This window comes from Affinibrenneria salicis (assembly GCF_008710095.1).
In genome coordinates this window covers 152,740-175,738 of record NZ_VYKJ01000013.1, presented here as the reverse complement: position 1 = coordinate 175,738, position 22,999 = coordinate 152,740, and the positions used below count along the sequence as shown (strand labels likewise).

Genomic DNA, 22,999 nt, shown 5'->3' with positions numbered 1-22,999 from the left:
ATGCCGTACCGCGCCGGATATCAATAGTCACAGGAACCGTCTTTAGCTATGTCTGAAAATGCACTCCCGTCAGGACGCAAACGCTCTGTCTGGCTCACCATCGTGCTTATTCTCGTCTTTGCCGGTCTCAGTGCGGCAGGCGTAAGTTGGTGGTTTTTGCATCAGCAGAAGTCAGCCCCCGCCGCGCAGGAAGCGCCGCCGCCGCCCGCACCGGTTTTCATGCCGCTGGATACCTTTACGGTTAATCTGGTTAACCCCGACAACGACCCGGATCGGGTGCTGTATGTCGGTTTCACGCTGCGTCTGGCCGATCAGGCTACGCTTGAGCAGTTAAACAAATACCTGCCGGAAGTCCGCAGCCGACTGCTGTTACTGCTGTCACGTCAGAATGCGCTCGATCTGGCTAACGAACAGGGTAAGCAGAAACTGGTGGAAGAAATTAAACAGGTGCTGAGCAAGCCTCTGGTGGCCGGCCAGCCCAATCTGGTGGTTAATGATGTTCTGTTCACTGCTTTTATACTGCGATAAATATTATGGGCGATAGCATTCTTTCTCAGGCAGAAATTGACGCTCTGCTGAACGGCGACAGCGACGGAAGTGAAAAGCCGGCCGTGGCCGCCGGGGCCGATGGGGATGTCAGGCCCTATGACCCCAATACCCAGCGCCGGGTTATCCGCGAGCGTTTACAGGCGCTGGAAATTATTAATGAACGCTTTGCCCGCCAGTTTCGGATGGGGTTGTTCAATCTATTGCGCCGCAGCCCGGATATTACCGTCGGGCCGATCAAAATCCAGCCGTATCACGATTTTGCCCGCAACCTGCCGGTGCCGACCAACCTGAACCTGATTCATCTGAAGCCGTTGCGCGGCACGGCGCTGTTCGTCTTTTCGCCCAGTCTGGTGTTTATCGCCGTCGATAACCTGTTCGGCGGCGACGGACGTTTCCCGACGAAGGTTGAAGGACGGGAGTTCACCCATACCGAACAGCGGGTGGTTAAACGCATGCTGCGTCTGGCGCTGGAAGCATACAGCGACGCGTGGAACGCTATCTATAAGCTCGATGTGGAATATGTCCGCTCCGAGATGCAGGTTAAATTCACCAACATTACCACTTCGCCGAACGACATCGTGGTGACGACGCCCTTCCATGTCGAAATCGGCTCGCTGACCGGGGAATTCAATATTTGTATCCCCTTTGCGATGATTGAGCCGCTGCGCGAACTGCTGGTGAATCCGCCGCTGGAAAACTCGCAGCAGGAAGATCAAAACTGGCGCGAGACGCTGACCAAACAGGTACAGCATTCCGAACTGGAGCTGATCGCCAATTTTGTTGATATTCCTCTGCGCCTGTCGCGCATTCTCAAACTGCAGCCGGGCGACGTGCTGCCGATTGAGAAACCGGAACGATTAATTGCCCATGTTGACGGTGTCCCGGTTTTGACCGGTCAGTACGGCACCCTGAACGGGCAATATGCTTTGCGTGTTGAACATTTAATTAATCCCATTTTGAATTCTCTGAATGATGAGGAACAGCCCAATGAGTGACAACAACACCCCGTCCGAGGGAACGGAATCAGTGGACGATCTGTGGGCTGATGCATTTAACGAGCAACAGGCTGCAGAAAAAAGCCCCGCCAGCACCGACGGCATATTCAATAAACTGGACGCCCAGGACGCGATGGGATCGCTGCACGATATCGATCTTATTCTGGATATTCCGGTTAAGCTGACGGTTGAGCTGGGGCGCACCAAAATGACGATCAAAGAGCTGCTGCGCCTGTCGCAGGGTTCGGTCGTCGCGCTGGACGGTCTGGCGGGCGAACCGCTGGATATTTTGATCAACGGCTATCTGATCGCCCAGGGCGAAGTCGTGGTGGTGTCCGATAAATACGGCGTGCGCATTACGGATATCATCACGCCGACCGAACGTATGCGCCGCCTGAGCCGCTGATGCCGACCTCGTTTCCTTCTTCTTCTGCCAACAACACCACGTCAACGGTGGCGGTTGAGCCGCCGTTGACCAACAGCACGCTGCTGACGCAAATCGGCAGCGTGCTGGCCGGGATACTGCTGTTCATTCTGCTCATCGCCTGGCTGATGCGTAAGCTGGGTTTTGCCCCTCCGTCCAAAGCCAACAAACTGCTCAAAGTGGTTTCCGCCTGCCAGGTCGGCCAGCGGGAGCGCGTGGTGATTGTCGAAGCCGACGGCAACTGGCTGGTGCTGGGCGTCACGGCGCACAGCGTCAACCTGCTGCACCAACAGCCGGCCCGGCCGGAGGCGCTGGCCGAAAGCGGTCAGGATAAAACAGCGGAGTTCGCCAGATTGTTACAAAAAGTATTAAAACGCCCGGGGAAATCAGAATGACATTCGCCCGACGCCTTTTCCGCGGCGCGATCGCGCGCAGGCTAAGCTGGCCGCTGGCCGCCCTGCTGCTGCTGTCGGCGCCGTCCGTATTTGCGCAACTGCCCGGTCTGGTCAGCCAGCCGCTGGCCAACGGCGGCCAGAGCTGGACGCTGCCGGTGCAGACGCTGGTCCTGCTGACTTCGCTGACCTTTATTCCGGCCGCGCTGCTGATGATGACCAGCTTCACCCGCATCATCATCGTACTCAGCCTGCTGCGCAACGCGCTGGGTACGCCCTCGGCGCCGCCTAACCAGATTTTGCTGGGGCTGAGCCTGTTCCTGACCTTCTTTATTATGTCGCCGGTGCTGACCAACATTTACCAGGATGCCTATCTGCCGTTCAGCCAGGAAAAGATCAGCATGGAAACGGCGATTGAACGCGGCGCCCAGCCGCTGCGCGAATTTATGCTGCGGCAAACGCGCGAATCCGATCTGGCGCTGTTTACCCGGCTGGCCAACGTGCCGGCGCCGGAAGGTCCGGAAGCGGTGCCGATGCGCGTGCTGCTGCCGTCGTTTGTCACCAGCGAGTTAAAGACCGCGTTCCAGATTGGCTTTACCATCTTTATCCCGTTCCTGATTATCGACCTGGTGGTCGCCAGCGTACTGATGGCGCTGGGGATGATGATGGTGCCGCCGGCGACGGTATCGTTGCCGTTTAAACTGATGCTCTTTGTTCTGGTTGACGGCTGGCAGTTGCTGCTGGGTTCCCTGGCACAGAGTTTTTATAGCTGACGTAAGACAACCGCGTAGGGAAAAAGAATGACACCAGAATCCGTCATGGCCCTCGGCTATGAAGCCATGAAAGTCGCGCTGCTGCTGGCCGCGCCCCTGCTGCTGGCCGCGCTGTTCAGCGGGCTGATCGTCAGCCTGCTGCAGGCGGCGACCCAAATCAACGAAATGACGCTGTCTTTCATCCCGAAAATCCTGGCCGTATTTGTGACCATTCTGATCGCCGGCCCGTGGATGCTCAGTCTGATCCTGGATTATATCCGCACGCTGTTCAGTAACCTGCCCAACATTATCGGTTAACCCATGATTGAGCTCAGCAGCCAGACCTACAGCGCATGGCTGGTGCAATATTTCTGGCCTTTTGTACGCATACTGGCGCTGGTGGCGACGGCGCCGATCCTGAGCGAGAAAGAGATAAACTTTCGGGTGAAAATCGGCCTGTCTCTGCTGATCACCATTCTGATCGTCCCCACGATCGAGGCGAATATGACGCCGGTGTTTTCCGCGGCGGGCGTATGGCTATTGATGCAGCAAATGATTATCGGTATCGCGCTGGGTCTGACCATGCAGCTGGCTTTTACGGTGTTCCGCATCGCCGGCGAAGTGATCGGGCTACAGATGGGCCTGTCGTTCGCCACCTTCTTCGATCCGTCCGGCGGCCCCAACATGCCGGTGCTGGCGCGCTTTCTCAACCTGCTGGCCATGCTGCTGTTTCTGGCTTTCGACGGCCATCTATGGCTTATATCCCTGCTGTCCGACAGTTTTCATACCCTGCCGATCAGCGGCGGCGGCACGCTGAACAGCGAGATCTTCCTGTCGATCGCCCGCGCCGGCGGACTGGTGTTTATCAACGGGCTTATGCTGGCGCTGCCGATTATCACGCTGCTGCTGATGATTAACCTGGCACTGGGCATATTAAACCGCGTCTCCCCTCAGCTGTCGGTGTTTGTTATCGGCTTTCCGGTCACCCTGACCATCGGCATATTGACCATCGGCCTGCTGTTGCCGCTGGTCGCGCCCTTCGCCGAGCACATCTTCGGCGAGGTCTTCGATCTGTTGGCCAACATCATTGCCGGCCTGGCTGCCTGATCAAAATCCGGGTAAAAAAAAGTGTGTTATCGTTAAGTTAACGACAACACACAAAAAAATGTGCCCGGTTTTAGCACATTTAAAATATCGTGAATCCCTAGCTGTTAAGCTGGAACAGCGACAGATCTTTCATGCTGGAGAAGGCGGTCATCGCCGCCTGCAGCGCAGTTTTCTGCAGGGTGAAGTTGGAGTAGGTTTCGTAGATATCAATGCCGGTCAGCGAGGTCATACGGTCCGCATAGAGAATATCGCGCGAGCTGCCGAGCGAATCCAGCGAGGTCAATTCGGTAACCTTACTGCCTGCTTCGGCCTGCACCGTCAACACGTTATCCAGCGAGTTTCGCATCCCGCGGTTGGCCTTGTCCATCAGCGCCGTGTAGGCCTCGGTGTCCGCGTCGGTACTGTCGTTGAGCGGCATATTCAACGCCTCAAGCGCATAATCGATGGAATTGAAGATATTGCTTTCGCTGGCCGAACCGTCGGGCTCGGTGGCGTATCCCGCCGCCAGCGTCATGAATACGCTGCTGCCGGTATTGCCGATCGTCATACTGCGACTGGAGTCCACCTGCAAACTGATCGCCGTATCGCCGCCGGTATAGGTAACGTTGCCGTCGGCATCGGCGGTAAAGGGCGCGCTTTCGGTGGCGTAGCCGGCAAAGATATAGTTGCCGTTGCTGTCGGTGCTATTGGCCAGCGTCAGCAATTGATCCTTATAGCCCTGCAGTTCCGTCGCCATCGACTGGCGATCCGCGTCGCTATAAGTGGTGTTGCCGGCCTTCACTACCAGCGTCTGAATGCTCTGCACCACATCGACCACCTGATCCAGCACCGTGTTTTCCAGCTGCAGGCTGGTGGTGGCGCTGGAGCGCGCGGCGCTGTACTGGCTGCTGCTGGCCTGAGTTTGCGCCAGAATAACCGCCTGCGATGCGGCGATCGGATCGTCGGAGGGTGAGTTGACGCTTTTCTGCGTCGACATCTGCAATACGCTGTCCTGCATCGTCTTGTTGGACTGCGCAATGGTATTAATTAAATTCTGATAGCTATTACTGGTGCTAAGACGCATTGGATCGTCCTCTTACTCTATGTAAATATACCGCTCAGGGTGAAAATCAGCTATTCACCGCCGACAGCAATGAGTCAAAAATCGTGCCCGCAGTGGACAACACCTTAGCGTTGGCCAGGTAATACTGCTGATAGCGCGTCAGATCGACATATTCTTCATTCATATCAATACCGGAGATCGACTGCTGCTTCTCGGTAAGCTGAGAAACGATGCTGGACTGGGTCGTGCTGTTGTTTTCCGCGCTGTTAGCCTTCACGCCGATATCGCTGACCAGCGATGCGTAGGCGTCATTCAGCGTAGCGTTGCCGCCGACCAAATTCTGGTTCTGCAGATCCAGCAGTTTCAGCGCGTTGCTGTTATCGCTTTCGCCGCCGCCGCTACCCGCCGCGACCTTCGCCACATCGGTCACGCTGACCGCCAGACTGTTGATCACGCCGCTGACCGTATTGACCTGAAAGCTGTCGTCTTCCTGCGCGCTGCCGTTGACGGTCAGCGTCAGGCCTTCGAAACTGAGCGTGGTGTTGCCGTCGCTATCGGTGCCGCTGGTCGCGGTCACGCTGCCGTTATCGGACATGCGGGTCACCTGCCAGGACGCCCCGTCAAAGCTCACGCTATAATCGCTGGCCTTCACCGCGCTGGTGTCGCTATAGGCGGCGGTCAGCGTGGCCGTGCCGCTGTTTTTGGTGTTGCTGGCCACATCCGGCTGCGCAAAGCTGAAGAAGTCCGTACCTGCGTCGCCGTTTAAATCCACGCCGGCGCTGTGCTGGCTATTAAAGCTGTCCGCCAGCGTCAGCGCGATCTGGTTGAGCTGATTGCGCGAACTATCCAGCGCGCCGCTGCGGAACGACAACAGGCCGCTGATGCTGCCGCCGGTCAGCACATCTTCATCCATTTCCACCGGATCGCCGATACCGTTATCGTAGGCAACCGTGATGCGCGACGTATCGCTGCTGGAGGTGACGGCGGCCAGCTGATAGGACTTATCGCCCTGCACCAGCGTCTGACCGTTGGCCAGGCTGACGTTGGTAATATTGCCGTCCTGGGTGCTGACCGTCACGCCGACCAGCTTATTCAGGTTATCGATCAGCAGATCGCGCTGATCGAGCAGATCGTTGGCCGAGCCGCCGCTGTTGCCCAGCCGGGTAATCTGTGCGTTGACATCGGCGATCTGCGAGGTGTAGTTATTCACCAGATCGATATTGGTGGACAGTTGCTGATTGATCGAGCTGTCCATATCGTTCAGATAGGTGTTGGCGCTGGAAAACTGGTTAACCAGACTTTGCGCGGTGCTGATCACCGTCTGGCGCGCCGCGGTGTCGCTGGCGTTGGAGGTCAGCGACTGTATGCCGGAGAAAAAGGACGACATCACGGAGGACAGGCTGCTTTCGCTATCGGACAACAGATTATCCACCTGAGAGATCTGCTCATAATACGCATTGGTCGATTCATAGCTGGCGCTGGCCGAGCGCAATTGAGAAACCACCAGCGAATCGTAGGCGCGATTGATGGACAGCACCGTCACACCGGTCCCCACCGAGCCATAGCCGGCGATCTGAGCGCCGCTCTGCGCCATCTGCACGCTCTGGCGGTTATAGCCGTCGGTGTCGGAGTTGGCGATATTGTTGGAGGTGGTGCTTATCGCAAGATTTGCCGCCTTCAGACCTGAAGATGCAATATTAAGTAAAGAGCTTGCCATTCTATTTCCTTCTTCTGCCATCGGGGAAACCCGATAACGTTTCGTCTTAAATATTTATCGGCGCCTGGACCTGAAACTTGAGGAAAAGGGGTAAAAAAATAGCGCTAACGCCTTAAAACAGCTTGCTTAGGTCGTGGGTATAGGCCTTGACTGCTTTTTGCGCGCTACCGCGTATCTGGTCGATAATCTGCACCAGCTTCGCGCCATAGTTCGGGTCCGTCGCGTAACCGGCTTTCTGCAAGGCGTAGGCCGCCTGTTCCGCGCTGCCGGCGCTCAGCACTTCTTTATAGCGCGAGTTTTGCGTCAGCAGGCGAATATAGTCGTTGATGGCCTGCAGATAGGAGTCATAGACGCGGAAATCCTGCGTCAACTTATAGGGCTGGCCGTTCTTGTATTCGGTGGTCATCACCGAGGCGACTTCGCCGTCCCAGTTACTGCCGGCTTTTACGCCGAAAATATTGTGGCTGGTCTTGCCGTCGCTGGTCATAATCTCGCGTTTGCCCCAGCCCGACTCCAGCACCGCCTGCGCCAGAATCAGATGATGCGGGATCCCGCTCTGCAGGCTGGCGATCATCGCCGGCACGGACAGACGCTCGGTGAAGGAGGCGCCTTCAGTGGGGTAGATCCCCTTGACGCGTTCGCCCTGTCCGTCGCTGTTTTCCTGCTGCTGGTTGCGGCGCATAAATTCGCCGATCAGCGCCGGCGGCATCGCGCTGCTCGCCAGTCGCTCAGGCCCCAGCGGCAGCGGCGTCTTGCCGGCCATTTCGTCAGGTTCGCTGGCCGAATGGCGGCTTAACTGCTTTACCATCATATCCGCCAGCCCGAGCCCTTTGGCCGACAGGTTCTGAGCGAGTTGCTGATCGTACATGCTGGTGTACATGCGCGTCTGATCGCTGCTCAGCAGGCCATCCTGCGGCAGCGTGTCGCGCATGCTCTTCAGCATCATGTTGACGAACAGCCCCTCAACCTGCTTCGCCACTTTGTGCAGGGCGGCGGGCGAGTTCTGTACCGCCTCGCGCCGCAACCCGTTGATGGATTGCACGTCGTAGGCGGCTGAAGCCTGGTCGCTCAGGTTAGCCGACGGCGAGGATGGCCCCATCAGATGATCTCCACTTCCGCTTTCAGGCAGCCGGCGCTGTGCATGGCCTGCAGGATGGACATCAGATCCATCGGCGTGGCGCCCAGCGCGTTCATTGCGCGCACAACGGTGTTTAAATTGGCGCTGGCGTTTACGCGCTGCAGCGAGCCCCCTTCCTGGCGCACGGAAATCTGCGTCTGCTGCGTCACCGCCGTCTGACCGCCGGCCAGCGGAGTATCCGGCTGACTAACCGTCTGCTGATTATCCACCACCACCGACAGGTTGCCCTGCGCCACCGCGCAGGAATCCAGCATCACGTTGCGGTTCATCACGACGGAGCCGGTGCGCGAATTGATAATGACTTTGGCGTCGATCTCGCCCACATCGACGCGGATGTCCTGAATTTGCGCCAGGAAGCGCACCTGCTGAGTATTATTCTGCGGCAGGACAACCTCCACGGTACGGCCGTCGATCGCCTGCGCGCTGCCGATGGTGTTTTGCCGGTTAATCGCGTCGCTGATGCGCTGGGCAAGGCTGAAATCATCCTGCTTTAGCTGCAGGCTGATGCGATTGGAAGTGCCGAACGTACTGGGCAGTTCGCGTTCGATAATCGCGCCGTTGTTGATACGGGCGCCGGACAGCTGGTTCACCTTCACCTGGCTGCCGCCGGACGATGCGCCCGCGCCGCCCACCAGCAGGTTGCCCTGGGCCAGCGCGTAAACCTGGTTGTCCACGCCCTTCAGCGGGGTCATCAGCAGCGTGCCGCCGCGCAGACTCTTCGCCGAACCGAGCGATGAAACGACCACGTCGATTTTCTGCCCGGCGCGGGCGAACGGCGGATAATTGGCCGTGACCATCACCGCCGCCACATTTTTCAGCTGCATATTGGTGCCGCTCGGCACGGTAATGCCAAGCTGCGAGAGCATATTGGTCAGGCTTTGCGTGGTAAACGGCGTCTGGGTGGTCTGGTCGCCCGTTCCGTCCAGGCCGACCACCAGGCCATAACCGATGAGCGGGTTGTCGCGCACGCCCTGGATATCAACCAAATCGCGCAGCCGCTCCGCCGTCGCGGATGACGTCAGCGCCAGCAGAAACAGCGCGCACAGCAGCAGTTGACGATACATTGCCATAATTAACCTCTTAGAACGGTGCAATATTGAGGAAGAATCGTTGCAGCCATCCCATATTCTGCGCTTCGTTAATGTAGCCTTTGCCGACATATTCGATGCGGGCATCGGCGACCTGAGTTGATACCACGGAATTACTGCCGGTGATGGTGCGCGGATTCACGATGCCGGAAAAGCGGATGTATTCCGCGCCCTGGTTAATCGCAATTTGTTTTTCACCAATCACCTTCAGGTTGCCGTTGGTCAGCACATCGCTAACCGTAACGGTAATCGTGCCGGAAAAGGTATTCTGCGCGCTGGCGCCGCCGGAGCCTTCAAAATCATTGGTGCCGGAGGCGGTCAAATCGGCTTTGCCGTTGCCCAGCAGCCCGTTTAACGACGTCGGCACCACGGACAGGCCGACGGCGGACGAGCCATCGCGACTGGCATTCGCCGAAGAACTCTTACTGGCGCTGACGTTTTCCTGCAGGGTAATCGTCAGAATATCGCCGACGTTACGCGGCCGGCGGTCTTCGAACAGCGGCTGATAACCATAATTCATTGGCTGCACAGACTGGAAAATGGAGCCATTGGTAGCATACAGCTGGGCCGGCGCCGGCGGAGCGCTGGTTGTGCCCTCCACCAGCGGTTTATGCGGTATATAGGCGCATCCGCTCAGCAGCAGCGCCGCCAGCAGCGGCCAGCCATAAGCGCCCGGCAGCGTTTCGCGCGATAAAGGCTTTAGAGTCCAACAACTCAACATGCTTAACCTTATGTACTTTTTATGCCAGAAAATGATTCAGAGCTGTGTTAAGCGTTGCAACATAGCATCGGAAGTCGATACGGCTTTACTGTTCAGTTCATATGCGCGCTGAACCTGAATCATATCGACCAGTTCTTCAGCCACATTGACGTTTGACGTCTCCACATACCCCTGGTACAGCAGCCCGGCGCCATTCTGGCCCGGCGTGGATTCGGTCGGCGCGCCGGAACTTTCCGTTTCCTGGTACAGGTTTTCGCCCAGACTCTGCAACCCGGTCGGGTTGATAAAGGTGCTGAGCGTCAGTTGCCCGACCTGGGTGGAAGCCGTCTGCCCCTGCTGAGTCACGCTGACTACCCCATCGCGCGCCACCGTCATGGTTAACGCGGTATCCGGTATGGTGATCGCCGGCTGCACCGCGTAGCCGCTGGAGGTTACCAGCTGGCCGTTGGCGTCCAGCTGGAAAGAACCATCGCGCGAGTAGGCGGTGGTGCCGTCCGGCAACTGCACCTGAAAGAAACCCTGGCCGTTAATCGCGACGTCTTTGCTGTTTTCGGTCTGTTCCAGGTTGCCCTGGCTGTGCAGACGCTCGGTGCTCACCGGACGCACGCCGGTCCCCAGCTGTAAACCCGAGGGCAGCGTAGTCTGTTCCGATGACTGCGCGCCGGGCTGACGAACGGTCTGATAGAGCAGATCCTCAAACACCGCGCGCTGGCGTTTAAAACCGTTGGTGCTGACGTTCGCCAGGTTGTTGGAAATAACGTCCATATTGGTTTGCTGGGCATCAAGCCCTGTTTTAGCAATCCAGAGAGAGCGGATCATGGTGTTTCCTTAAATAAAAAATTAACTGACCGAGAGCAGTTGATTGGCCTTTTCGGCATTTTGATCGACGCTGCTGATAATTTTCATCTGCATCTCAAAACGCCGCGAGTTGCCGATCATATCGACCAGCGTATCGACGGTATTCACATTGCTCCCTTCCAGCACGCCCGGCATCACTCTGACGGCGTCGTCGTTGGGCAATTCGTTGCCCGCCTGCTGACGCGCGGCTTCGGACAGATGAAACAGGCCGTCGTCGCCGCGCACCAGTTGGCCCGGTTGCGCCGACACCAGCTTCAGCGCGCCCACCTGGGCGATGGTGTTGGGATTATCCCCGTCGCCCAGCGCGGAAACGGTGCCGTCCGCCGCGACGGTGATACTCGCCTGGGTCGGCACGGCCAGCGGGCCGCCGTCGCCCACGACCGGATAGCCCTGAATCCGCAACTGCCCGGTTTCATCCAGTTGAATGGCGCCGTTACGCGTGTAGGCCTCTTCGCCATTGGGCAACTGAACCGCCAGCCAGCCCTGATCCTGCACGGCAACGTCCAGCGGGCGCGCGGTGTAGTTCAGCGGCCCCTGCGACATATCGGCCGACGGCGTCGACGCCACCACCAGCGTGCGCGTTTCCAGCGTCGGCCCTTCGACCGGCACCGCGCGCATCGCGCTCAGCTGCGCGCGAAAACCCGGCGTGGAAGCGTTAGCCAGATTGTTGGAAATAACGGCGTGCTGTTCCAGCGTCTGGCTGGCCGCGCCCATTGCGGTATAGATTGCGTGATCCATAAGGCTGTCCTGTCCCGGTTATTAGCGCAGGTTGACCAGCGTGTTAAGTATCGAGTCCTGGGTTTTGATGGTCTGCGCGTTCGACTGATAGTTACGCTGCGCGACGATCATGTTCACCAGTTCGGAACCAATATCCACGTTGGACGATTCCAGCGCGCCGCTGGTCAGACTACCGAACACCCCGACGCCGGCCGTCCCTACGATGGCTTCGCCGGAAGCGGAGGTCGAGGTCCAGACGTTATCCCCTTCGGACTGCAGGCCCTGCGGGTTGGAGAAACTGGCCATTACGATCTGCCCCAGCAACTGAGTCTGACCGTTGGAATAGGTACCGGTGATAGTGCCGTCGTTATTGATGGCATAGGATGAGAGGCTGCCCGCCGCATAACCGTCCTGGCTGGAACTGTTGACGCTGCTTTTGCTGGCGCTCTGCTGGGTGGTGCCGGTGAAATCGACGGTGAAGCTGTTGGCGGCGGAACCGTTGATGCCGTTGGTCGCCACGCTCAGCGACGTGGTGCCGGTCAGGCTGCCGCTGCTGTCAAAGCTCAGCGCGCCCAGATCCTGCACGGTGGCGGTGCTGTCGCTGCTGTCGACGCCGTGCACCTGCCAGGTGTTATCCGCCGTTTTAGTGAAGTAGAGGTTCACGTTGTGGGTGTTGCCCTGGCTGTCGTAGCTGGTCAGCGTCTGAGAAAAGTCATAGGTGCTGGAGTTGGTGGCGTCGAAATCCGCTGTTACCGCACTGGCGCTGGAGTTCAGGTTCAGCGACATCGTGGCGCTGTTGGTCGCCTGAGCCGCGATATTGCTGGACGGGATATTGATCGTCGTCGGCTCGGCGCCGGTGTTGACGGTCGGCGGCGTGCCGGTGGCGGAATAGCCGGTCAGATAGTAGCCGCTGCTGTTGACCAGATTACGGTCGCTATCCATCGACAGTTCGCCGTTGCGCGAATAATAAACCGAGCCGTTGTCATCGGTCACGCGGAAGAAGCCGGTGCCGGAAATCGCCACGTCCAGACCGCGCTCCGTGGATTCGACGGTGCCGTCGCCGAAATCCTGGCTGACGGACGCGACCTTAACCCCCAGACCGACCTGAGAAGAGGCGAAGATATCGGCAAAGGAAACCGTTGCCGATTTAAAACCGGTGGTTTCGGAGTTCGCGATGTTGTTGCCAATGACGTCCAGGTTGCTGGACGCCGCGTTCAAACCACTTATCGCCTGTGAAAAACCCATAGCAGGAACCTCTTAAAAGTGAGTCGCGCCAAAACGCCGGGACTGCCGCCCCCGGGCCGCGCGATGGAAATTAAATAATCTGCTTAATGTCGCTAAGCGTTGCGGTGCCCGACAGGCCCAGATTGAGCGTCGAACTGTCTGAATCGGTATTCACGCCGTAAACCAGCGCATATTTAAGCGGCGTCGACACAACGCTGCCGCCGGAAGAAGAGGTGGCGCTGACGCTGTAGGTATAGCTGCCCTCCGCCACCGCGGTGCCGCTATCATCGGTGCCGTCCCAGCTGTAGGTCTGCACGCCGGCGCTCTGCGCGCCCAGATTGACCGTACGCACCGTGCTGCCGCTCGCGTCTTTGATCGTAACCGTGACGTTGCTGGCCGCGGTGTCCAGTTCGACGCCGAACGGCGTGACCGAGCTGTTTTCGCCGACCACAATGCTGTTGCCGGAGATCAACACGCCATGGCCGATCAGGGTTGAAGCCTGCAGCGCCTGGCTGGTATCCAGCTGACCGGAGATCGAACCGAGCGTGGTATTGAGTTTTTCAATGCCGCTCAGCGTGCTGATTTGCGCCAGCTGGCTGGTCAACTGGCTGTTGTCCATCGGATCGGTGGGATCCTGATTCTGCATCTGCGCCACCAGCAGGGTAAGAAACTGGCTCTGCAGATCCGAACTGCTGTTGCCGGTGGACGAGGTGCTGGTCACCGAACTGTTATCGGTTGACTCATTAACAGAAATAGCAATGCTCATGTAACCCTCCGTTACTGCCCTAATGTCAGCGTTTTTTGCATCAGTGTTTTGGTTGTATTCAGCACTTCCACGTTCGCCTGATAACTTCTCGAGGCGGAAATGGAATTCACCATTTCGGCAGTAACGTCAACATTGGGCATCCGGACATAGCCACGCTCATCGGCCAGCGGGTTGCCCGGCTGGTATACCAGTTTGTCGGGCGCGGGGTCCTCAACGATGCTGTCCACCTGTACGCCGCCGACTTCCTGCCCCGCCGGCGCGGCGACCTTAAACACCACCTGTTTGGCGCGATAGGGCGTGCCATCGGCGCTGGTGACGCTGTCGGCATTCGCCAGGTTGCTGGCGCTCACGTTCATGCGCTGGGACTGGGCCGTCAGTGCGGAACCTGAAATTTCGAAAATGTTGAGTAATGACATAAGGCGTTATTTATCCTGTAGCACTGACGTCATGCCTTTAATCTGCCCGCTCAAAACAGTAAGACTGGTTTGATAACGCAGGCTATTATCGGCAAAATTGGTTCTTTCTCTGTCCATATCGACGGTATTGCCATCGAGCGCCGGCTGGTCGGGCACCCGGTACAGCAGGTCCAGCGAGGGAGCAGAGGCGGTTTGCGCGGCGATATGGCGGGAGGAAGTCAACGCCAGCGACAGACCGGAACCGGATGCCCGCCCCTGCTCCATCGCTTTGCTCAGTTCGGAGGAGAAATCAATGTCGCGCGCCTGGTAACCAGGCGTATCGGCATTGGCGATATTCCCGGCCAGAATTTCCTGCCGCTGCGCGCGCAGGTTGAGCGCTTCCTGTTGAAAACTTAAGGCTGCATCCAGTTTATCCAGCATGTCTCTGCTTACTCCCGGTATTCATATCATCTGACACTATCCAGTGGACACAGCATAGACGGGATGACGGTAGCCTTATCGCCGGAATAAACGGGAAATGAGTAGCTAATTTCCCGATTGACCGGACGGACAAAACGGTACACTAGCGCCAACAAACGTGGTTGCGGCCGGAAAGAGGCAGGGTATCAATCAATTCGCGAGGATAAGCAATGAGAGGCAATAAGCCACGCTGGCTTAACGGGGCTTTCGCTCTGCTGGCGGCAATGCCGTCCTTTGCCAGTGAACCCGCGACAGAACCGCTGGCGGCGCAGATAGAAACGTTTATTCGTCAGCAGATCGTCATTCCCGTTCAACGCATCGACGTTGAGATAAAGACGCCGGACCGCGCGTTGCCGGACTGCGCGGCGCCGCAGTTTGCCCTGCCTTCGCGCAACCGCGTCTGGGGCAACCTGAGCATCCGAATGACCTGCGGCGCCGATAAATACTTTGTGCAAACCCGCGTGCAGGTGACCGGCGATTACCTGGTCTCCGCCCGTCCCATCCCGCCGAAACAGACGCTGAGCGAAAAAGACGTGAAGTGGCAGCGCGGACGCCTCGACGCCTTCGCCACCCCGCCGGTGACCGACCTGAGCCTGGTGCTGGGCGCGGTCAGCCAGCGTATGATCGGCGCCGGTCAGCCGCTGCAGGCGAAAATGCTGCGCCAGCCGTGGGCGGTAAAAACCGGCCAGACGGTGCAGGTGATCGCCAGCGGCGACGGTTTTAACATCAGCAGCGAGGGTAAAGTAATGAATAATGCTCTGGTGAATGATAAAGTCAGGGTCAGAATGAACTCGGGACAAATAGTCAATGGTCTGGTCGACGCTGACGGTACCGTTAAAGTTGCGTTATGAAATATTAAAGATTCCGTTCGGCGTGCCGATATAATGGCATAGCGCCCGTAACCTGTACGCCGAAACGATCTGAGAGGACACCATGAGCATCGATAGCACACGCCCGTTATCCGGGGTAAAAACGGTTCAAAATCAGGACACTGAATTACACCACGCCGCCCGGAGCAAAAGCAGCCAGAGCGCGGTGCAAACTACCGCCGCCAGCGAAACGCAGGTGAATATCAGCAATGCTCAGTCGCAGCTCACTCAGGCCGGCGATCAGGATATCGATATTGAAAAAGTGGAAAGTCTGAAACAGGCTATCCGCAACGGCGAGCTGAAAATCGACACCGGCAAAATCGCCGATGCGCTGATTGCCGAAGCGCAGTCTGGAATTAACGGATAATGACCGGATCAGCCATGAACATGTTCGATACTCTGGCGCGCATGCAGGATGCGCTGCAGCAGCTTGATGAGATTCTGGCGCAGGAGCAGCAGGAGTTGAGCGCGGGTCGGGTCAACGCCGCTTTTCTGCATCGCTTAACCGAAAATAAGAACGAACAGCTGTCGATTCTCAGCCATTTCGATCATCAGCGTTTGCAGCTGGAACAGCAGCTATCCATCAGCGCCCCCTATGAGCAGCACGCGGAACTCAATGCGACCTGGATGGCGATTCATCAGAAAACCCGCCATCTGAGCGAGAGCAATCATCGCAATGGGCTACTGCTGGATCAGCATCTGAACAATACTCAGGCGGCGATGAGTTTTCTGGAAAAACAGGCCAGTCAGCAAACCGTTTACGGCCCCGATGGTCAGCAACAGCGGCCGGGCAGCAGACTGGGCCGCAAATTCGGCGTTTAACGTCGCGCCCTTCCCGCTTTTTCCGCGTTCAGCAAGCCGGCGATGCCGGCATGCGTCACGGGTGCGCGCTGTAATTCACCAGCACCTGATACCTCAGCACCCGAATCGGCGGTTTGATCGGCCCTTTGCCCGGCAGATGATACATCAGATACAGCGGATTGCTGGCGGAGACGCCCTGCAAGGCCTGCGTCGTTCCGTCTCCCCCATTCAGCGGCACACAGAGTCCCGCGCTGCATAACGCAACCTGCAGCCCATGCGGCGGCGTCGCCAACAGTTTATAGTTCCAGTGTACCGAGGTCATGACATGGCCGGGCGGAATGTTGCCCGGCGCGCGCATGACCGCCGATGCGCTGGCCCAGCCGCGCTGGCTGACCAACAGATTATAGCCTTCGCCGCTCCAGCTGCCGTCGGCGGCCGCCACGGGCTGCGCGGCCAGCAGCGACAGTAACAACGCACACCGTTTAATCATCTGGGCGCTCCGATCACCGACGTCATATGAATCTGACGCTGATCATTGATTTCCTGGTTGGACAACACCACCAACTGCGGCACATTGCGGCGTAAAAAACGCGCCAGCAGCGGACGCAGCGCATGGTTCACCAGCAGCACCGGCGGCGCATTGATCGCTTCCTGATGCTGCACCGCCTGCTGCGCCTGATCCAGCACGCGATCGGCCAGGCCAGGTTCCAGTCCTCCGCCGTTTTGCAACGCCTGCAGCAGCACTTTTTCCAGGCCTAAATCCAGACCGATGATCTGAATTTCCTCCTGCCCCGGGAACCACTGCTGGGTAATCGCGCGGCCGAGCGCGACGCGCACCACCACGGTCAATTCATTCGGATCTTTTTGAATCGCCGCATGTTCGGAGATGGTTTCAATAATGGTGCGCATATCTTTGATCGACACCCGTTCCGCCAGCAAATTCTGCAGAATCTTGTGCAACACGGTCAGCGTCACGACGCCCGGCACGAAATCTTCCGCCAGTTTCGGCATCTCTTTGCTGACCCGCTCCATCAACTGCGTGGTTTCCTGACGGCCAAACAGGTCGCTGGCGTAAACGGTAATCAGGTGATTGAGATGGGTGGCCACCACCGTGCTGGCCTCCACTACGGTAAAGCCCTGCGCCTGCGCCTGCTCTTTCAACGCGCTTTCTATCCACACGGCGGGCAGACCGAAGGCGGGGTCCTGGGTCACTTCGCCGGCCAGTTTGCCAATCGCGTTGCCCGGATTAATCGCCATCCAGCGGCCGGGGTGCGCTTCGCCCTGACCGATCTCTACGCCGTTCATCAGAATACGGTAGCCGGCCGGCTGCAGCTCCAGGTTATCCCGGATATGCACCACCGGCGGCAGATAGCCCATTTCCTGAGCGAATTTCTTACGGATGCTGCGAATGCGTCCCAGCAGCTCGCCGTTTTGCTGCGAGTCGACCATCGGGATCAGACGATAGCCCACTTCCATACCCAGCGGATCTTCCAGTTGAACATCCGCCCAGCTCGCCTCGACCACCGGCTGACTCTCTTTCACCAGCGGTTTATCGCCGTCGGCGGCGGCCGCATTCGTCGCCACATCGCGTCTCATCCACCAGGCCAGCGCCAGCAGGCCGAGGGTAAACAGCAGAAACACAAAGTTCGGCATGCCCGGCACCAGACCAATCAGACCCAGCACCGCGGCGCTGAGCAGCATGACGCGCGGATTATTGAAAAGCTGGGTCACCATCTGCTGACCGACATCCTGGTCGGTGCTGACCCGGGTCACGATAACGCCCGCCGCGGTCGAGATAACCAGCGCCGGAATCTGCGCCACCAGGCCGTCGCCGATGGTCAGCAAGGTGTAGCTTTCCGCCGCCTGCGACAGCGGCATGCCGTGCTGAATCACCCCGACCAGCAGGCCGCCGACAATGTTGATCACCATAATCATCAGGCCGGCGATGGCGTCGCCGCGCACGAATTTGCTGGCGCCGTCCATCGAGCCATAGAAGTCCGCTTCCTGAGTCACTTCGGAACGGCGCTTTTTCGCTTCCTCTTCGCCGATCAGGCCCGCGTTAAGATCGGCATCGATGGCCATCTGTTTGCCGGGCATGCCGTCCAGCACAAAACGCGCGCCGACCTCGGCGATACGCCCGGCCCCCTTGGTGATGACCATGAAGTTGATCAGCACGAGGATGATGAACACCACGATACCGATGGCGAAGTTGCCGCCGACCAGAAAGTGGCCGAAGGATTCCACCACCCGCCCTGCGGCGGCCGTGCCGGTATGGCCTTCCAGCAAAATAATACGCGTGGACGCGACGTTGAGCGACAGACGCAACAGCGTGGAAAACAGCAGAATGGTCGGGAACGCCGCGAACTCCAGCGTGCGCTGGGTAAACATCGCCACCAGCAGCACCATAATCGACAGGGCGATGTTGAAGGTAAACAGCAGATCCAGAATAAACGGAGGCAGCGGCAAGACCATCATCGACAAAATCATCAGGATCAGAACCGGTCCCGCCAGAATTTGCCATTGGGTATTTTTAAAGTTACCGGGTAAACGCAGCAATGCGGCCAGATTAGCCATCAGTATCGTTCTCTCTCGCAAAGTCCAGTGCGTCTGGCACAGGTAAATGTTCAGGTTTGCGCGGTATCAGACCGCCTTCGCGGCGCCAGCGACGCAGCTGGTAGACCCACGCCAGTACTTCGGCGACCGCTGAATACAGTTCGGCGGGAATATGTTTTCCCACGTCGGAATGGCGATACAGCGCGCGCGCCAGCGGCGGCGCCTCCAGCACCGGTATCCGGTGTTCGGATCCGATTTCACGGATACGCAGGGCAATATCGCCGGCGCCTTTCGCCAGCACCTTCGGCGCATTCATTTTCTTGTCGTCATACTGCAGCGCCACCGCATAGTGCGTCGGGTTGGTGACGATGACGTCGGCCTTCGGCACGTCGGCCATCATCCGGCGCTGGGCCATCGCCCGTTGCTGCTGCCGAATGCGCCCTTTTACGTGCGGATCGCCCTCTTGCTCCTTGTGCTCATCGCGAATCTCCTGTTTCGTCATGCGTAATTTTTTGATGTGGCTCCAGATTTGCCAGAACACATCAAAAGCCACCATTGGAACCAACCCCAGCAGCACCAGCATCCCGCACACGCTGATCAGATTCAGCGCATCGCCCATCGCGGTCATCGGCGGTTCGCTGATCAGGTGCAGCATATGCGGCCACTTATGCCACAGATAGCCGCCGGCGATCCCGCCCACCATCGAAGCCTTTAGCACGCCTTTAAACAGCTCAGCTAACGCCTGGCTGGAAAAGATGCGCTTTAGTCCGCTGATCGGATCCATTTTTTTCAGATCAAACTTGATCGATTTGGGGCTGAACACCAGACCGCCCAGCAGCATCGGCGCCGCCAGCGCCACCAGCACCGCGCCGCCCATGACCGGCAGCAGTGCGATAGCCGCATGCTTCAGCAGGCGGCCGATTTGCCGCAGCATCTGCTTGTCGTCATTAATAATCGCGTGATTAAAGTACAGGCCGTCGGCAATCATCGACGCCAGTTTGCTCGCCATCGCCTCGCCGCCCATCCACAGTATCGCCAGTCCGGCGACCAGCATCAGAATAGAGGTTAACTCGCGCGATCGCGGTATCTGGCCGTCTTCACGCGCCTTCTCCTCCCGGTGGGCGGTGGGGGCCTCGCTTTTTTCCAGATCGCTATCTTCTGCCACAGCGGATATTCCTGGTTATGTCGTGCGTCTGGTCAGGGATTTGCCGTTTAGCATGACAAATAACGCCAAACTTTATGGCTGGAAAAAAGAGTCAATCCGGCGGCTGTTTAGCGGATGGGATAGAAAAAGAGGCGGCCGGGCGCTTGCCGGCCGCCGAAAAGGCAGAACAGATAAGGGACGGATGGCGCGCGGCGCCCCACCCGCCGTCGTCGGCCGGGAAATTAAAAGCCCAGGCTGTCCAGCAGATCGTCGACCTGATCCTGGGAAGCCACTACGCCCGTAGCCTCTTTGTCCATCTGCGGGCCGTTGAGCAGGCCCTCATTGGCGCGTTTCGCCGCCACCGGCTGCTCAGGCATGTTATCCAGCAGTACCATCAGCAACTGTTTTTCAATCTCTTGTACAACATCCATCATGCGCTTGATGACCTGACCCGTCAGATCCTGGAAGTCCTGCGCCATCATGATTTCCAGCAGTTGCGCGTTGGTGAACGCGGTGTGCTCCGGCACGCCGCCCAGATAACTGCGGGTGTCGCTGACCAGCTCGCGCGCGTCGGCCAGCTCGATGGGATTTTCAAACCATTGATCCCAACGAACTTTGAGCGACTTCGCGTCTTCTTCCAGCTTATTTTGCCGCGGCTGGGCGGCTTCCACGCAGTTCAGCGCTCGTTCGGCGGCCTGCGCGGTCATCTGCACCACGTAATCCAGTCGATCGCGGGCATCCGGAATCGCTTCAGCCGCCTGCGAGATCGCCTGATCCAATCCCAGTTCCCGCAGGCTGTCGCGCAGCATACGGGTTAATTGACCAATACGAGAAATAATCTCAGTTGCCGAAGCCGTGTCATTGACCGACGGCATTGGATGTGGCTTCATAAGATCTCCTTACATACCCAGTTTTTCAAAAATCTTACTCAGCTTCTCTTCCAGGGTAGCAGCAGTAAATGGTTTAACCACGTAGCCGCTCGCACCCGCCTGTGCCGCAGCGATAATATTTTCTTTTTTCGCTTCAGCCGTCACCATCAGCACCGGCAATTTGCCTAATGCGCCGTCGGCGCGGATGGTTTGCAGCAGTTCCAGACCGTCCATATTGGGCATGTTCCAGTCGGAAATAACGAAATCGAATCCCCCGGCGCGCAGTTTATTCAACGCATCAGCACCATCTTCCGCTTCTTCTACGTTATTAAAACCCAGTTCTTTCAGCAGATTGCGGACGATCCGACGCATGGTCGAGAAATCATCTACCACTAAGAACCTGAGATCTTTATCAGCCATACCTACTCCTAAAATTATATTGCTCACCGGGAGCTGCTAAATACGTAATGCCTGTCCGGCAGAAATTTGCGCCAGCATACGCTGACTGACGTTATGCAGATCGACGACTTCATCGGCTCCGCCCATAGCGATCGCTTCACGAGGCATGCCAAACACCACGCAGCTGGCCTCATTCTGCGCTATGGTCCAGGCACCCGCCTGATGCATCTCAAGCAGACCCGCAGCTCCGTCATTGCCCATACCCGTAAGGATCACCCCCACGGCGTTTCGCCCGGCATTTTTCGCCACCGAACGGAACAGTACGTCAACCGAGGGACGATGCCGGTTAACCGGCGGCCCATCGTGCAGACGTACCTGATAGTTTGCCCCACTGCGCGCCAGCTCAAGATGCCGGGCGCCTGGCGCGATGTAAGCGTGTCCAGGCAAAACGCGCTCGCCGTCTTCCGCTTCTTTCACCGTGATCTGACACAGTTTATTCAGACGCTCGGCGAACGATTTCGTGAAGCCGGGCGGCATGTGCTGCGTAATGATCAACGCCGGGCTGGTGGGCGGCAGCGGCTGCAGCACATGGCGGATCGCTTCGGTTCCGCCGGTTGACGCGCCGATGGCGATCAGTTTTTCACTGCTGAGCAGCGGCGTATGCTGCAGCATCACGGTCGGCTCGTTGGTTTTACTACGCTGCGGCAGGCGCGCTTTGGCGGCCATACGGATTTTTTCGGCGATCAGCTCGCTGTACGACAGCATGCCTTCGCGAATCCCCAACTGCGGCTTGGTGACGAAATCGATGGCGCCCAGCTCCAGCGCGCGCAGAGTAATCTCGGACCCTTTGCCGGTCAGCGAAGACACCATCACGACAGGCATCGGCCGCAGACGCATCAGTTTTTCCAGAAAATCCAGCCCGTCCATGCGCGGCATTTCCACATCCAGCGTTAAGACCTGCGGATTGAATTTCTTAATCAAATCGCGAGCGACCAACGGATCGGGGGCTGTCGCCACCACTTCCATATCCGGATGGCTGTTAATAATTTCCGTCATTAGCTTTCGCATAAGTGCGGAATCATCCACACATAACACTCTAATTTTACTCATTATTTTTCCTTCGCCAGTCCATAGACCGTCTGCCCACGTAAATAGAACTCCCGGCTGATTTGGCTAAAGTTTTCTGAATGTCCGGCGAACAGCAGTCCGCCGGGTTTCAGCAATGGCACAAAGCGCCGCAATATCCGCTCCTGAGTTTCTTTGTCGAAATAGATCATCACATTACGACAAAAAATAGCGTCAAACGGCGCCGGCACCGACCAGTCATTAGACAGCAAATTGACCGGCTGAAAGTGCACCATTGCCGACAGCTCAGGGCGAACCCGCACCAGCCCCTGATGAGGCCCGGTGCCGCGTAAAAAGAAGCGCTGCAGCTGCTGTGGCGAAAGGGAGCGCAGCTCTTCCTGGCGATAAATCCCCGCCGTCGCCTTCTCCAGCACCTGCGTATCAATGTCGCTGCCCCAGACCTGGCAGCCGCTGCCGCGGTTCCCCAGCACTTCGGCCAGCGTCATGGCGATAGAGTAAGGCTCTTCGCCGGTCGAGGCGGCGGTGCTCCACACGGTATAGCCGTTCGGCCGTTTACGTGCGTGCTCAGCCAGAATCGGAAAGTGGTGCGCCTCCCGAAAAAATGCCGTTAAGTTGGTCGTCAGCGCATTGGTAAACGCCTGCCACTCCGCGCTGTTAGGATCGGATTCGAGCAGCGCAAGATACTGACCGAAATCGTTGATTCCCAATAGCCGCAGACGCCTGACAAGGCGGTTATAAACCATTTCCCTTTTGTGGTCGGCCAGCACAATGCCAGCCCGTTGATAAATTAACTGGCTGATCCTTCGGAAATGAACATCCGATAACGGCAGCCGCTCTACCATCTGCGTCAGGATAGATGCAGATTCAGGACGATTTGGCACAGGGGTATTTTTCATGTCAAACCGCACTGCTA

28 protein-coding genes are annotated in these 22,999 nt (G+C 57.9%); 10 read left to right on the top strand and 18 right to left on the bottom strand.

All coding sequences use genetic code 11. From position 1 onward, the window contains the following. Positions 1-48: 48 nt before the first annotated feature. The 7 genes from fliL to fliR are packed head-to-tail and all read left to right on the top strand — an operon-like array spanning position 49 to position 4,219. Complete coding sequence (gene fliL, locus FJU30_RS21220) at positions 49-528, top strand: flagellar basal body-associated protein FliL (RefSeq protein ID WP_150436967.1); 480 nt, start codon at positions 49-51, stop codon at positions 526-528. A 5-nt stretch (positions 529-533) separates the two neighbouring features. Next, positions 534-1,544, top strand: a complete 1,011-nt coding sequence (gene fliM, locus FJU30_RS21215; RefSeq protein WP_150436966.1) for a flagellar motor switch protein FliM — start codon at positions 534-536, stop codon at positions 1,542-1,544. Beyond that, a complete protein-coding gene (gene fliN / locus FJU30_RS21210) occupies positions 1,537-1,950 on the top strand; it encodes a flagellar motor switch protein FliN (protein ID WP_150436965.1) in 414 nt (137 codons plus the stop codon). Before fliM ends, fliN begins: the two co-directional genes overlap by 8 nt. After that, entirely contained in the window at positions 1,950-2,363 is a 414-nt protein-coding gene (fliO, locus tag FJU30_RS21205; protein ID WP_150436964.1) for a flagellar biosynthetic protein FliO, read from the top strand. The genes fliN and fliO overlap by 1 nt, the downstream gene beginning before the upstream one ends. Then, entirely contained in the window at positions 2,360-3,133 is a 774-nt protein-coding gene (gene fliP, locus FJU30_RS21200) for a flagellar type III secretion system pore protein FliP (RefSeq protein ID WP_150436963.1), read from the top strand. The genes fliO and fliP overlap by 4 nt, the downstream gene beginning before the upstream one ends. Positions 3,134-3,160: 27 nt before the next feature. Next, positions 3,161-3,430, top strand: a complete 270-nt coding sequence (gene fliQ, locus FJU30_RS21195) for a flagellar biosynthesis protein FliQ (protein WP_150436962.1) — start codon at positions 3,161-3,163, stop codon at positions 3,428-3,430. Between the two features lie 3 nt (positions 3,431-3,433). Continuing rightward, positions 3,434-4,219 carry a flagellar biosynthetic protein FliR gene (fliR, locus tag FJU30_RS21190; protein WP_150436961.1) on the top strand — a complete coding sequence of 262 codons (786 nt, stop codon included), beginning with the start codon at positions 3,434-3,436 and terminating at the stop codon, positions 4,217-4,219. Positions 4,220-4,316: 97 nt separating this feature from the next. Here the strand turns inward: fliR and flgL are convergent, their stop codons facing one another. The 11 genes from flgL to flgB all read right to left on the bottom strand — a co-directional run bounded on the left by flgL (position 4,317) and on the right by flgB (position 14,326). Then, positions 4,317-5,282: a flagellar hook-associated protein FlgL gene (gene flgL / locus FJU30_RS21185; RefSeq protein ID WP_150436960.1), complete on the bottom strand. Its 966-nt coding sequence runs from the start codon at positions 5,280-5,282 to the stop codon at positions 4,317-4,319. Between the two features lie 46 nt (positions 5,283-5,328). Beyond that, positions 5,329-6,978, bottom strand: coding sequence for a flagellar hook-associated protein FlgK (gene flgK, locus FJU30_RS21180; RefSeq protein WP_150436959.1), 1,650 nt, complete (start codon positions 6,976-6,978; stop codon positions 5,329-5,331). Between the two features lie 112 nt (positions 6,979-7,090). Further along, positions 7,091-8,077 (bottom strand): flagellar assembly peptidoglycan hydrolase FlgJ, encoded by a 987-nt coding sequence (flgJ, locus tag FJU30_RS21175; RefSeq protein ID WP_150436958.1) that lies wholly within the window; start codon positions 8,075-8,077, stop codon positions 7,091-7,093. Next, positions 8,077-9,186, bottom strand: a complete 1,110-nt coding sequence (locus FJU30_RS21170) for a flagellar basal body P-ring protein FlgI (RefSeq protein WP_395858669.1) — start codon at positions 9,184-9,186, stop codon at positions 8,077-8,079. Before FJU30_RS21170 ends, flgJ begins: the two co-directional genes overlap by 1 nt. A gap of 10 nt (positions 9,187-9,196) precedes the next feature. Continuing rightward, positions 9,197-9,925, bottom strand: a complete 729-nt coding sequence (locus tag FJU30_RS21165) for a flagellar basal body L-ring protein FlgH (protein ID WP_150436957.1) — start codon at positions 9,923-9,925, stop codon at positions 9,197-9,199. 36 nt (positions 9,926-9,961) lie between these two features. Next, positions 9,962-10,744 carry a flagellar basal-body rod protein FlgG gene (gene flgG, locus FJU30_RS21160; RefSeq protein WP_150436956.1) on the bottom strand — a complete coding sequence of 261 codons (783 nt, stop codon included), beginning with the start codon at positions 10,742-10,744 and terminating at the stop codon, positions 9,962-9,964. A gap of 21 nt (positions 10,745-10,765) precedes the next feature. Further along, positions 10,766-11,521: a flagellar basal body rod protein FlgF gene (locus FJU30_RS21155; RefSeq protein WP_150436955.1), complete on the bottom strand. Its 756-nt coding sequence runs from the start codon at positions 11,519-11,521 to the stop codon at positions 10,766-10,768. Between the two features lie 21 nt (positions 11,522-11,542). Next, positions 11,543-12,745 carry a flagellar hook protein FlgE gene (flgE, locus tag FJU30_RS21150; RefSeq protein ID WP_150436954.1) on the bottom strand — a complete coding sequence of 401 codons (1,203 nt, stop codon included), beginning with the start codon at positions 12,743-12,745 and terminating at the stop codon, positions 11,543-11,545. A gap of 70 nt (positions 12,746-12,815) precedes the next feature. Further along, on the bottom strand, positions 12,816-13,490 hold the full coding sequence (gene flgD, locus FJU30_RS21145; RefSeq protein ID WP_150436953.1) for a flagellar hook assembly protein FlgD: 675 nt from the start codon (positions 13,488-13,490) through the stop codon (positions 12,816-12,818). A gap of 11 nt (positions 13,491-13,501) precedes the next feature. Continuing rightward, entirely contained in the window at positions 13,502-13,906 is a 405-nt protein-coding gene (flgC, locus tag FJU30_RS21140; RefSeq protein ID WP_150436952.1) for a flagellar basal body rod protein FlgC, read from the bottom strand. Between the two features lie 6 nt (positions 13,907-13,912). Then, entirely contained in the window at positions 13,913-14,326 is a 414-nt protein-coding gene (gene flgB, locus FJU30_RS21135; protein WP_150436951.1) for a flagellar basal body rod protein FlgB, read from the bottom strand. A gap of 209 nt (positions 14,327-14,535) precedes the next feature. On the opposite strand from flgB, the gene flgA reads away from it, so the two are divergent. The 3 genes from flgA (at position 14,536) to FJU30_RS21120 (ending at position 16,056) form a co-directional block, all read left to right on the top strand. Next, on the top strand, positions 14,536-15,216 hold the full coding sequence (gene flgA, locus FJU30_RS21130; protein WP_150436950.1) for a flagellar basal body P-ring formation chaperone FlgA: 681 nt from the start codon (positions 14,536-14,538) through the stop codon (positions 15,214-15,216). Between the two features lie 82 nt (positions 15,217-15,298). Beyond that, entirely contained in the window at positions 15,299-15,601 is a 303-nt protein-coding gene (gene flgM / locus FJU30_RS21125) for a flagellar biosynthesis anti-sigma factor FlgM (protein ID WP_150436949.1), read from the top strand. A 14-nt stretch (positions 15,602-15,615) separates the two neighbouring features. After that, positions 15,616-16,056, top strand: coding sequence for a flagella synthesis protein FlgN (locus FJU30_RS21120; RefSeq protein ID WP_191091663.1), 441 nt, complete (start codon positions 15,616-15,618; stop codon positions 16,054-16,056). A gap of 55 nt (positions 16,057-16,111) precedes the next feature. Here the strand turns inward: FJU30_RS21120 and FJU30_RS21115 are convergent, their stop codons facing one another. The 7 genes from FJU30_RS21115 to cheR form a co-directional block, all read right to left on the bottom strand. Further along, on the bottom strand, positions 16,112-16,525 hold the full coding sequence (locus FJU30_RS21115; protein WP_150436947.1) for a flagellar protein FlhE: 414 nt from the start codon (positions 16,523-16,525) through the stop codon (positions 16,112-16,114). Continuing rightward, positions 16,522-18,609 (bottom strand): flagellar biosynthesis protein FlhA, encoded by a 2,088-nt coding sequence (gene flhA / locus FJU30_RS21110; protein ID WP_150436946.1) that lies wholly within the window; start codon positions 18,607-18,609, stop codon positions 16,522-16,524. The genes FJU30_RS21115 and flhA overlap by 4 nt, the downstream gene beginning before the upstream one ends. Beyond that, positions 18,602-19,753 (bottom strand): flagellar biosynthesis protein FlhB, encoded by a 1,152-nt coding sequence (gene flhB / locus FJU30_RS21105; RefSeq protein ID WP_150436945.1) that lies wholly within the window; start codon positions 19,751-19,753, stop codon positions 18,602-18,604. The genes flhA and flhB overlap by 8 nt, the downstream gene beginning before the upstream one ends. A gap of 221 nt (positions 19,754-19,974) precedes the next feature. Continuing rightward, a complete protein-coding gene (cheZ, locus tag FJU30_RS21100; protein WP_150436944.1) occupies positions 19,975-20,622 on the bottom strand; it encodes a protein phosphatase CheZ in 648 nt (215 codons plus the stop codon). A gap of 9 nt (positions 20,623-20,631) precedes the next feature. Beyond that, positions 20,632-21,021: a chemotaxis response regulator CheY gene (cheY, locus tag FJU30_RS21095; RefSeq protein ID WP_150436943.1), complete on the bottom strand. Its 390-nt coding sequence runs from the start codon at positions 21,019-21,021 to the stop codon at positions 20,632-20,634. A 36-nt stretch (positions 21,022-21,057) separates the two neighbouring features. Beyond that, on the bottom strand, positions 21,058-22,110 hold the full coding sequence (locus FJU30_RS21090) for a protein-glutamate methylesterase/protein-glutamine glutaminase (RefSeq protein ID WP_150436942.1): 1,053 nt from the start codon (positions 22,108-22,110) through the stop codon (positions 21,058-21,060). Next, complete coding sequence (gene cheR / locus FJU30_RS21085) at positions 22,110-22,982, bottom strand: protein-glutamate O-methyltransferase CheR (RefSeq protein WP_150436941.1); 873 nt, start codon at positions 22,980-22,982, stop codon at positions 22,110-22,112. Before cheR ends, FJU30_RS21090 begins: the two co-directional genes overlap by 1 nt. Positions 22,983-22,999: the final 17 nt, after the last annotated feature.

Excerpts from the sequence above, each read along its gene's own strand:
- flgG (WP_150436956.1), bottom strand. The coding sequence starts at position 10,744 with ATGATCCGCTCTCTCTGGATTGCTAAAACAGGGCTTGATGCCCAGCAA.
- flgE (WP_150436954.1), bottom strand. The coding sequence starts at position 12,745 with ATGGGTTTTTCACAGGCGATAAGTGGTTTGAACGCGGCGTCCAGCAAC.
- cheZ (WP_150436944.1), bottom strand. The coding sequence starts at position 20,622 with ATGAAGCCACATCCAATGCCGTCGGTCAATGACACGGCTTCGGCAACT.
- FJU30_RS21155 (WP_150436955.1), bottom strand. The coding sequence starts at position 11,521 with ATGGATCACGCAATCTATACCGCAATGGGCGCGGCCAGCCAGACGCTG.
- flhA (WP_150436946.1), bottom strand. The coding sequence starts at position 18,609 with ATGGCTAATCTGGCCGCATTGCTGCGTTTACCCGGTAACTTTAAAAAT.
- FJU30_RS21170 (WP_395858669.1), bottom strand. The coding sequence starts at position 9,186 with ATGGCAATGTATCGTCAACTGCTGCTGTGCGCGCTGTTTCTGCTGGCG.
- flgC (WP_150436952.1), bottom strand. The coding sequence starts at position 13,906 with ATGTCATTACTCAACATTTTCGAAATTTCAGGTTCCGCACTGACGGCC.
- FJU30_RS21090 (WP_150436942.1), bottom strand. The coding sequence starts at position 22,110 with ATGAGTAAAATTAGAGTGTTATGTGTGGATGATTCCGCACTTATGCGA.
- flgJ (WP_150436958.1), bottom strand. The coding sequence starts at position 8,077 with ATGGGGCCATCCTCGCCGTCGGCTAACCTGAGCGACCAGGCTTCAGCC.
- flgL (WP_150436960.1), bottom strand. The coding sequence starts at position 5,282 with ATGCGTCTTAGCACCAGTAATAGCTATCAGAATTTAATTAATACCATT.
- cheY (WP_150436943.1), bottom strand. The coding sequence starts at position 21,021 with ATGGCTGATAAAGATCTCAGGTTCTTAGTGGTAGATGATTTCTCGACC.
- flgK (WP_150436959.1), bottom strand. The coding sequence starts at position 6,978 with ATGGCAAGCTCTTTACTTAATATTGCATCTTCAGGTCTGAAGGCGGCA.
- fliP (WP_150436963.1), top strand. The coding sequence starts at position 2,360 with ATGACATTCGCCCGACGCCTTTTCCGCGGCGCGATCGCGCGCAGGCTA.
- FJU30_RS21120 (WP_191091663.1), top strand. The coding sequence starts at position 15,616 with ATGAACATGTTCGATACTCTGGCGCGCATGCAGGATGCGCTGCAGCAG.
- flgB (WP_150436951.1), bottom strand. The coding sequence starts at position 14,326 with ATGCTGGATAAACTGGATGCAGCCTTAAGTTTTCAACAGGAAGCGCTC.
- fliL (WP_150436967.1), top strand. The coding sequence starts at position 49 with ATGTCTGAAAATGCACTCCCGTCAGGACGCAAACGCTCTGTCTGGCTC.
- fliO (WP_150436964.1), top strand. The coding sequence starts at position 1,950 with ATGCCGACCTCGTTTCCTTCTTCTTCTGCCAACAACACCACGTCAACG.
- FJU30_RS21165 (WP_150436957.1), bottom strand. The coding sequence starts at position 9,925 with ATGTTGAGTTGTTGGACTCTAAAGCCTTTATCGCGCGAAACGCTGCCG.
- flgM (WP_150436949.1), top strand. The coding sequence starts at position 15,299 with ATGAGCATCGATAGCACACGCCCGTTATCCGGGGTAAAAACGGTTCAA.
- flgD (WP_150436953.1), bottom strand. The coding sequence starts at position 13,490 with ATGAGCATTGCTATTTCTGTTAATGAGTCAACCGATAACAGTTCGGTG.
- fliR (WP_150436961.1), top strand. The coding sequence starts at position 3,434 with ATGATTGAGCTCAGCAGCCAGACCTACAGCGCATGGCTGGTGCAATAT.
- fliM (WP_150436966.1), top strand. The coding sequence starts at position 534 with ATGGGCGATAGCATTCTTTCTCAGGCAGAAATTGACGCTCTGCTGAAC.
- cheR (WP_150436941.1), bottom strand. The coding sequence starts at position 22,982 with ATGAAAAATACCCCTGTGCCAAATCGTCCTGAATCTGCATCTATCCTG.
- fliN (WP_150436965.1), top strand. The coding sequence starts at position 1,537 with ATGAGTGACAACAACACCCCGTCCGAGGGAACGGAATCAGTGGACGAT.
- FJU30_RS21115 (WP_150436947.1), bottom strand. The coding sequence starts at position 16,525 with ATGATTAAACGGTGTGCGTTGTTACTGTCGCTGCTGGCCGCGCAGCCC.
- flgA (WP_150436950.1), top strand. The coding sequence starts at position 14,536 with ATGAGAGGCAATAAGCCACGCTGGCTTAACGGGGCTTTCGCTCTGCTG.
- fliQ (WP_150436962.1), top strand. The coding sequence starts at position 3,161 with ATGACACCAGAATCCGTCATGGCCCTCGGCTATGAAGCCATGAAAGTC.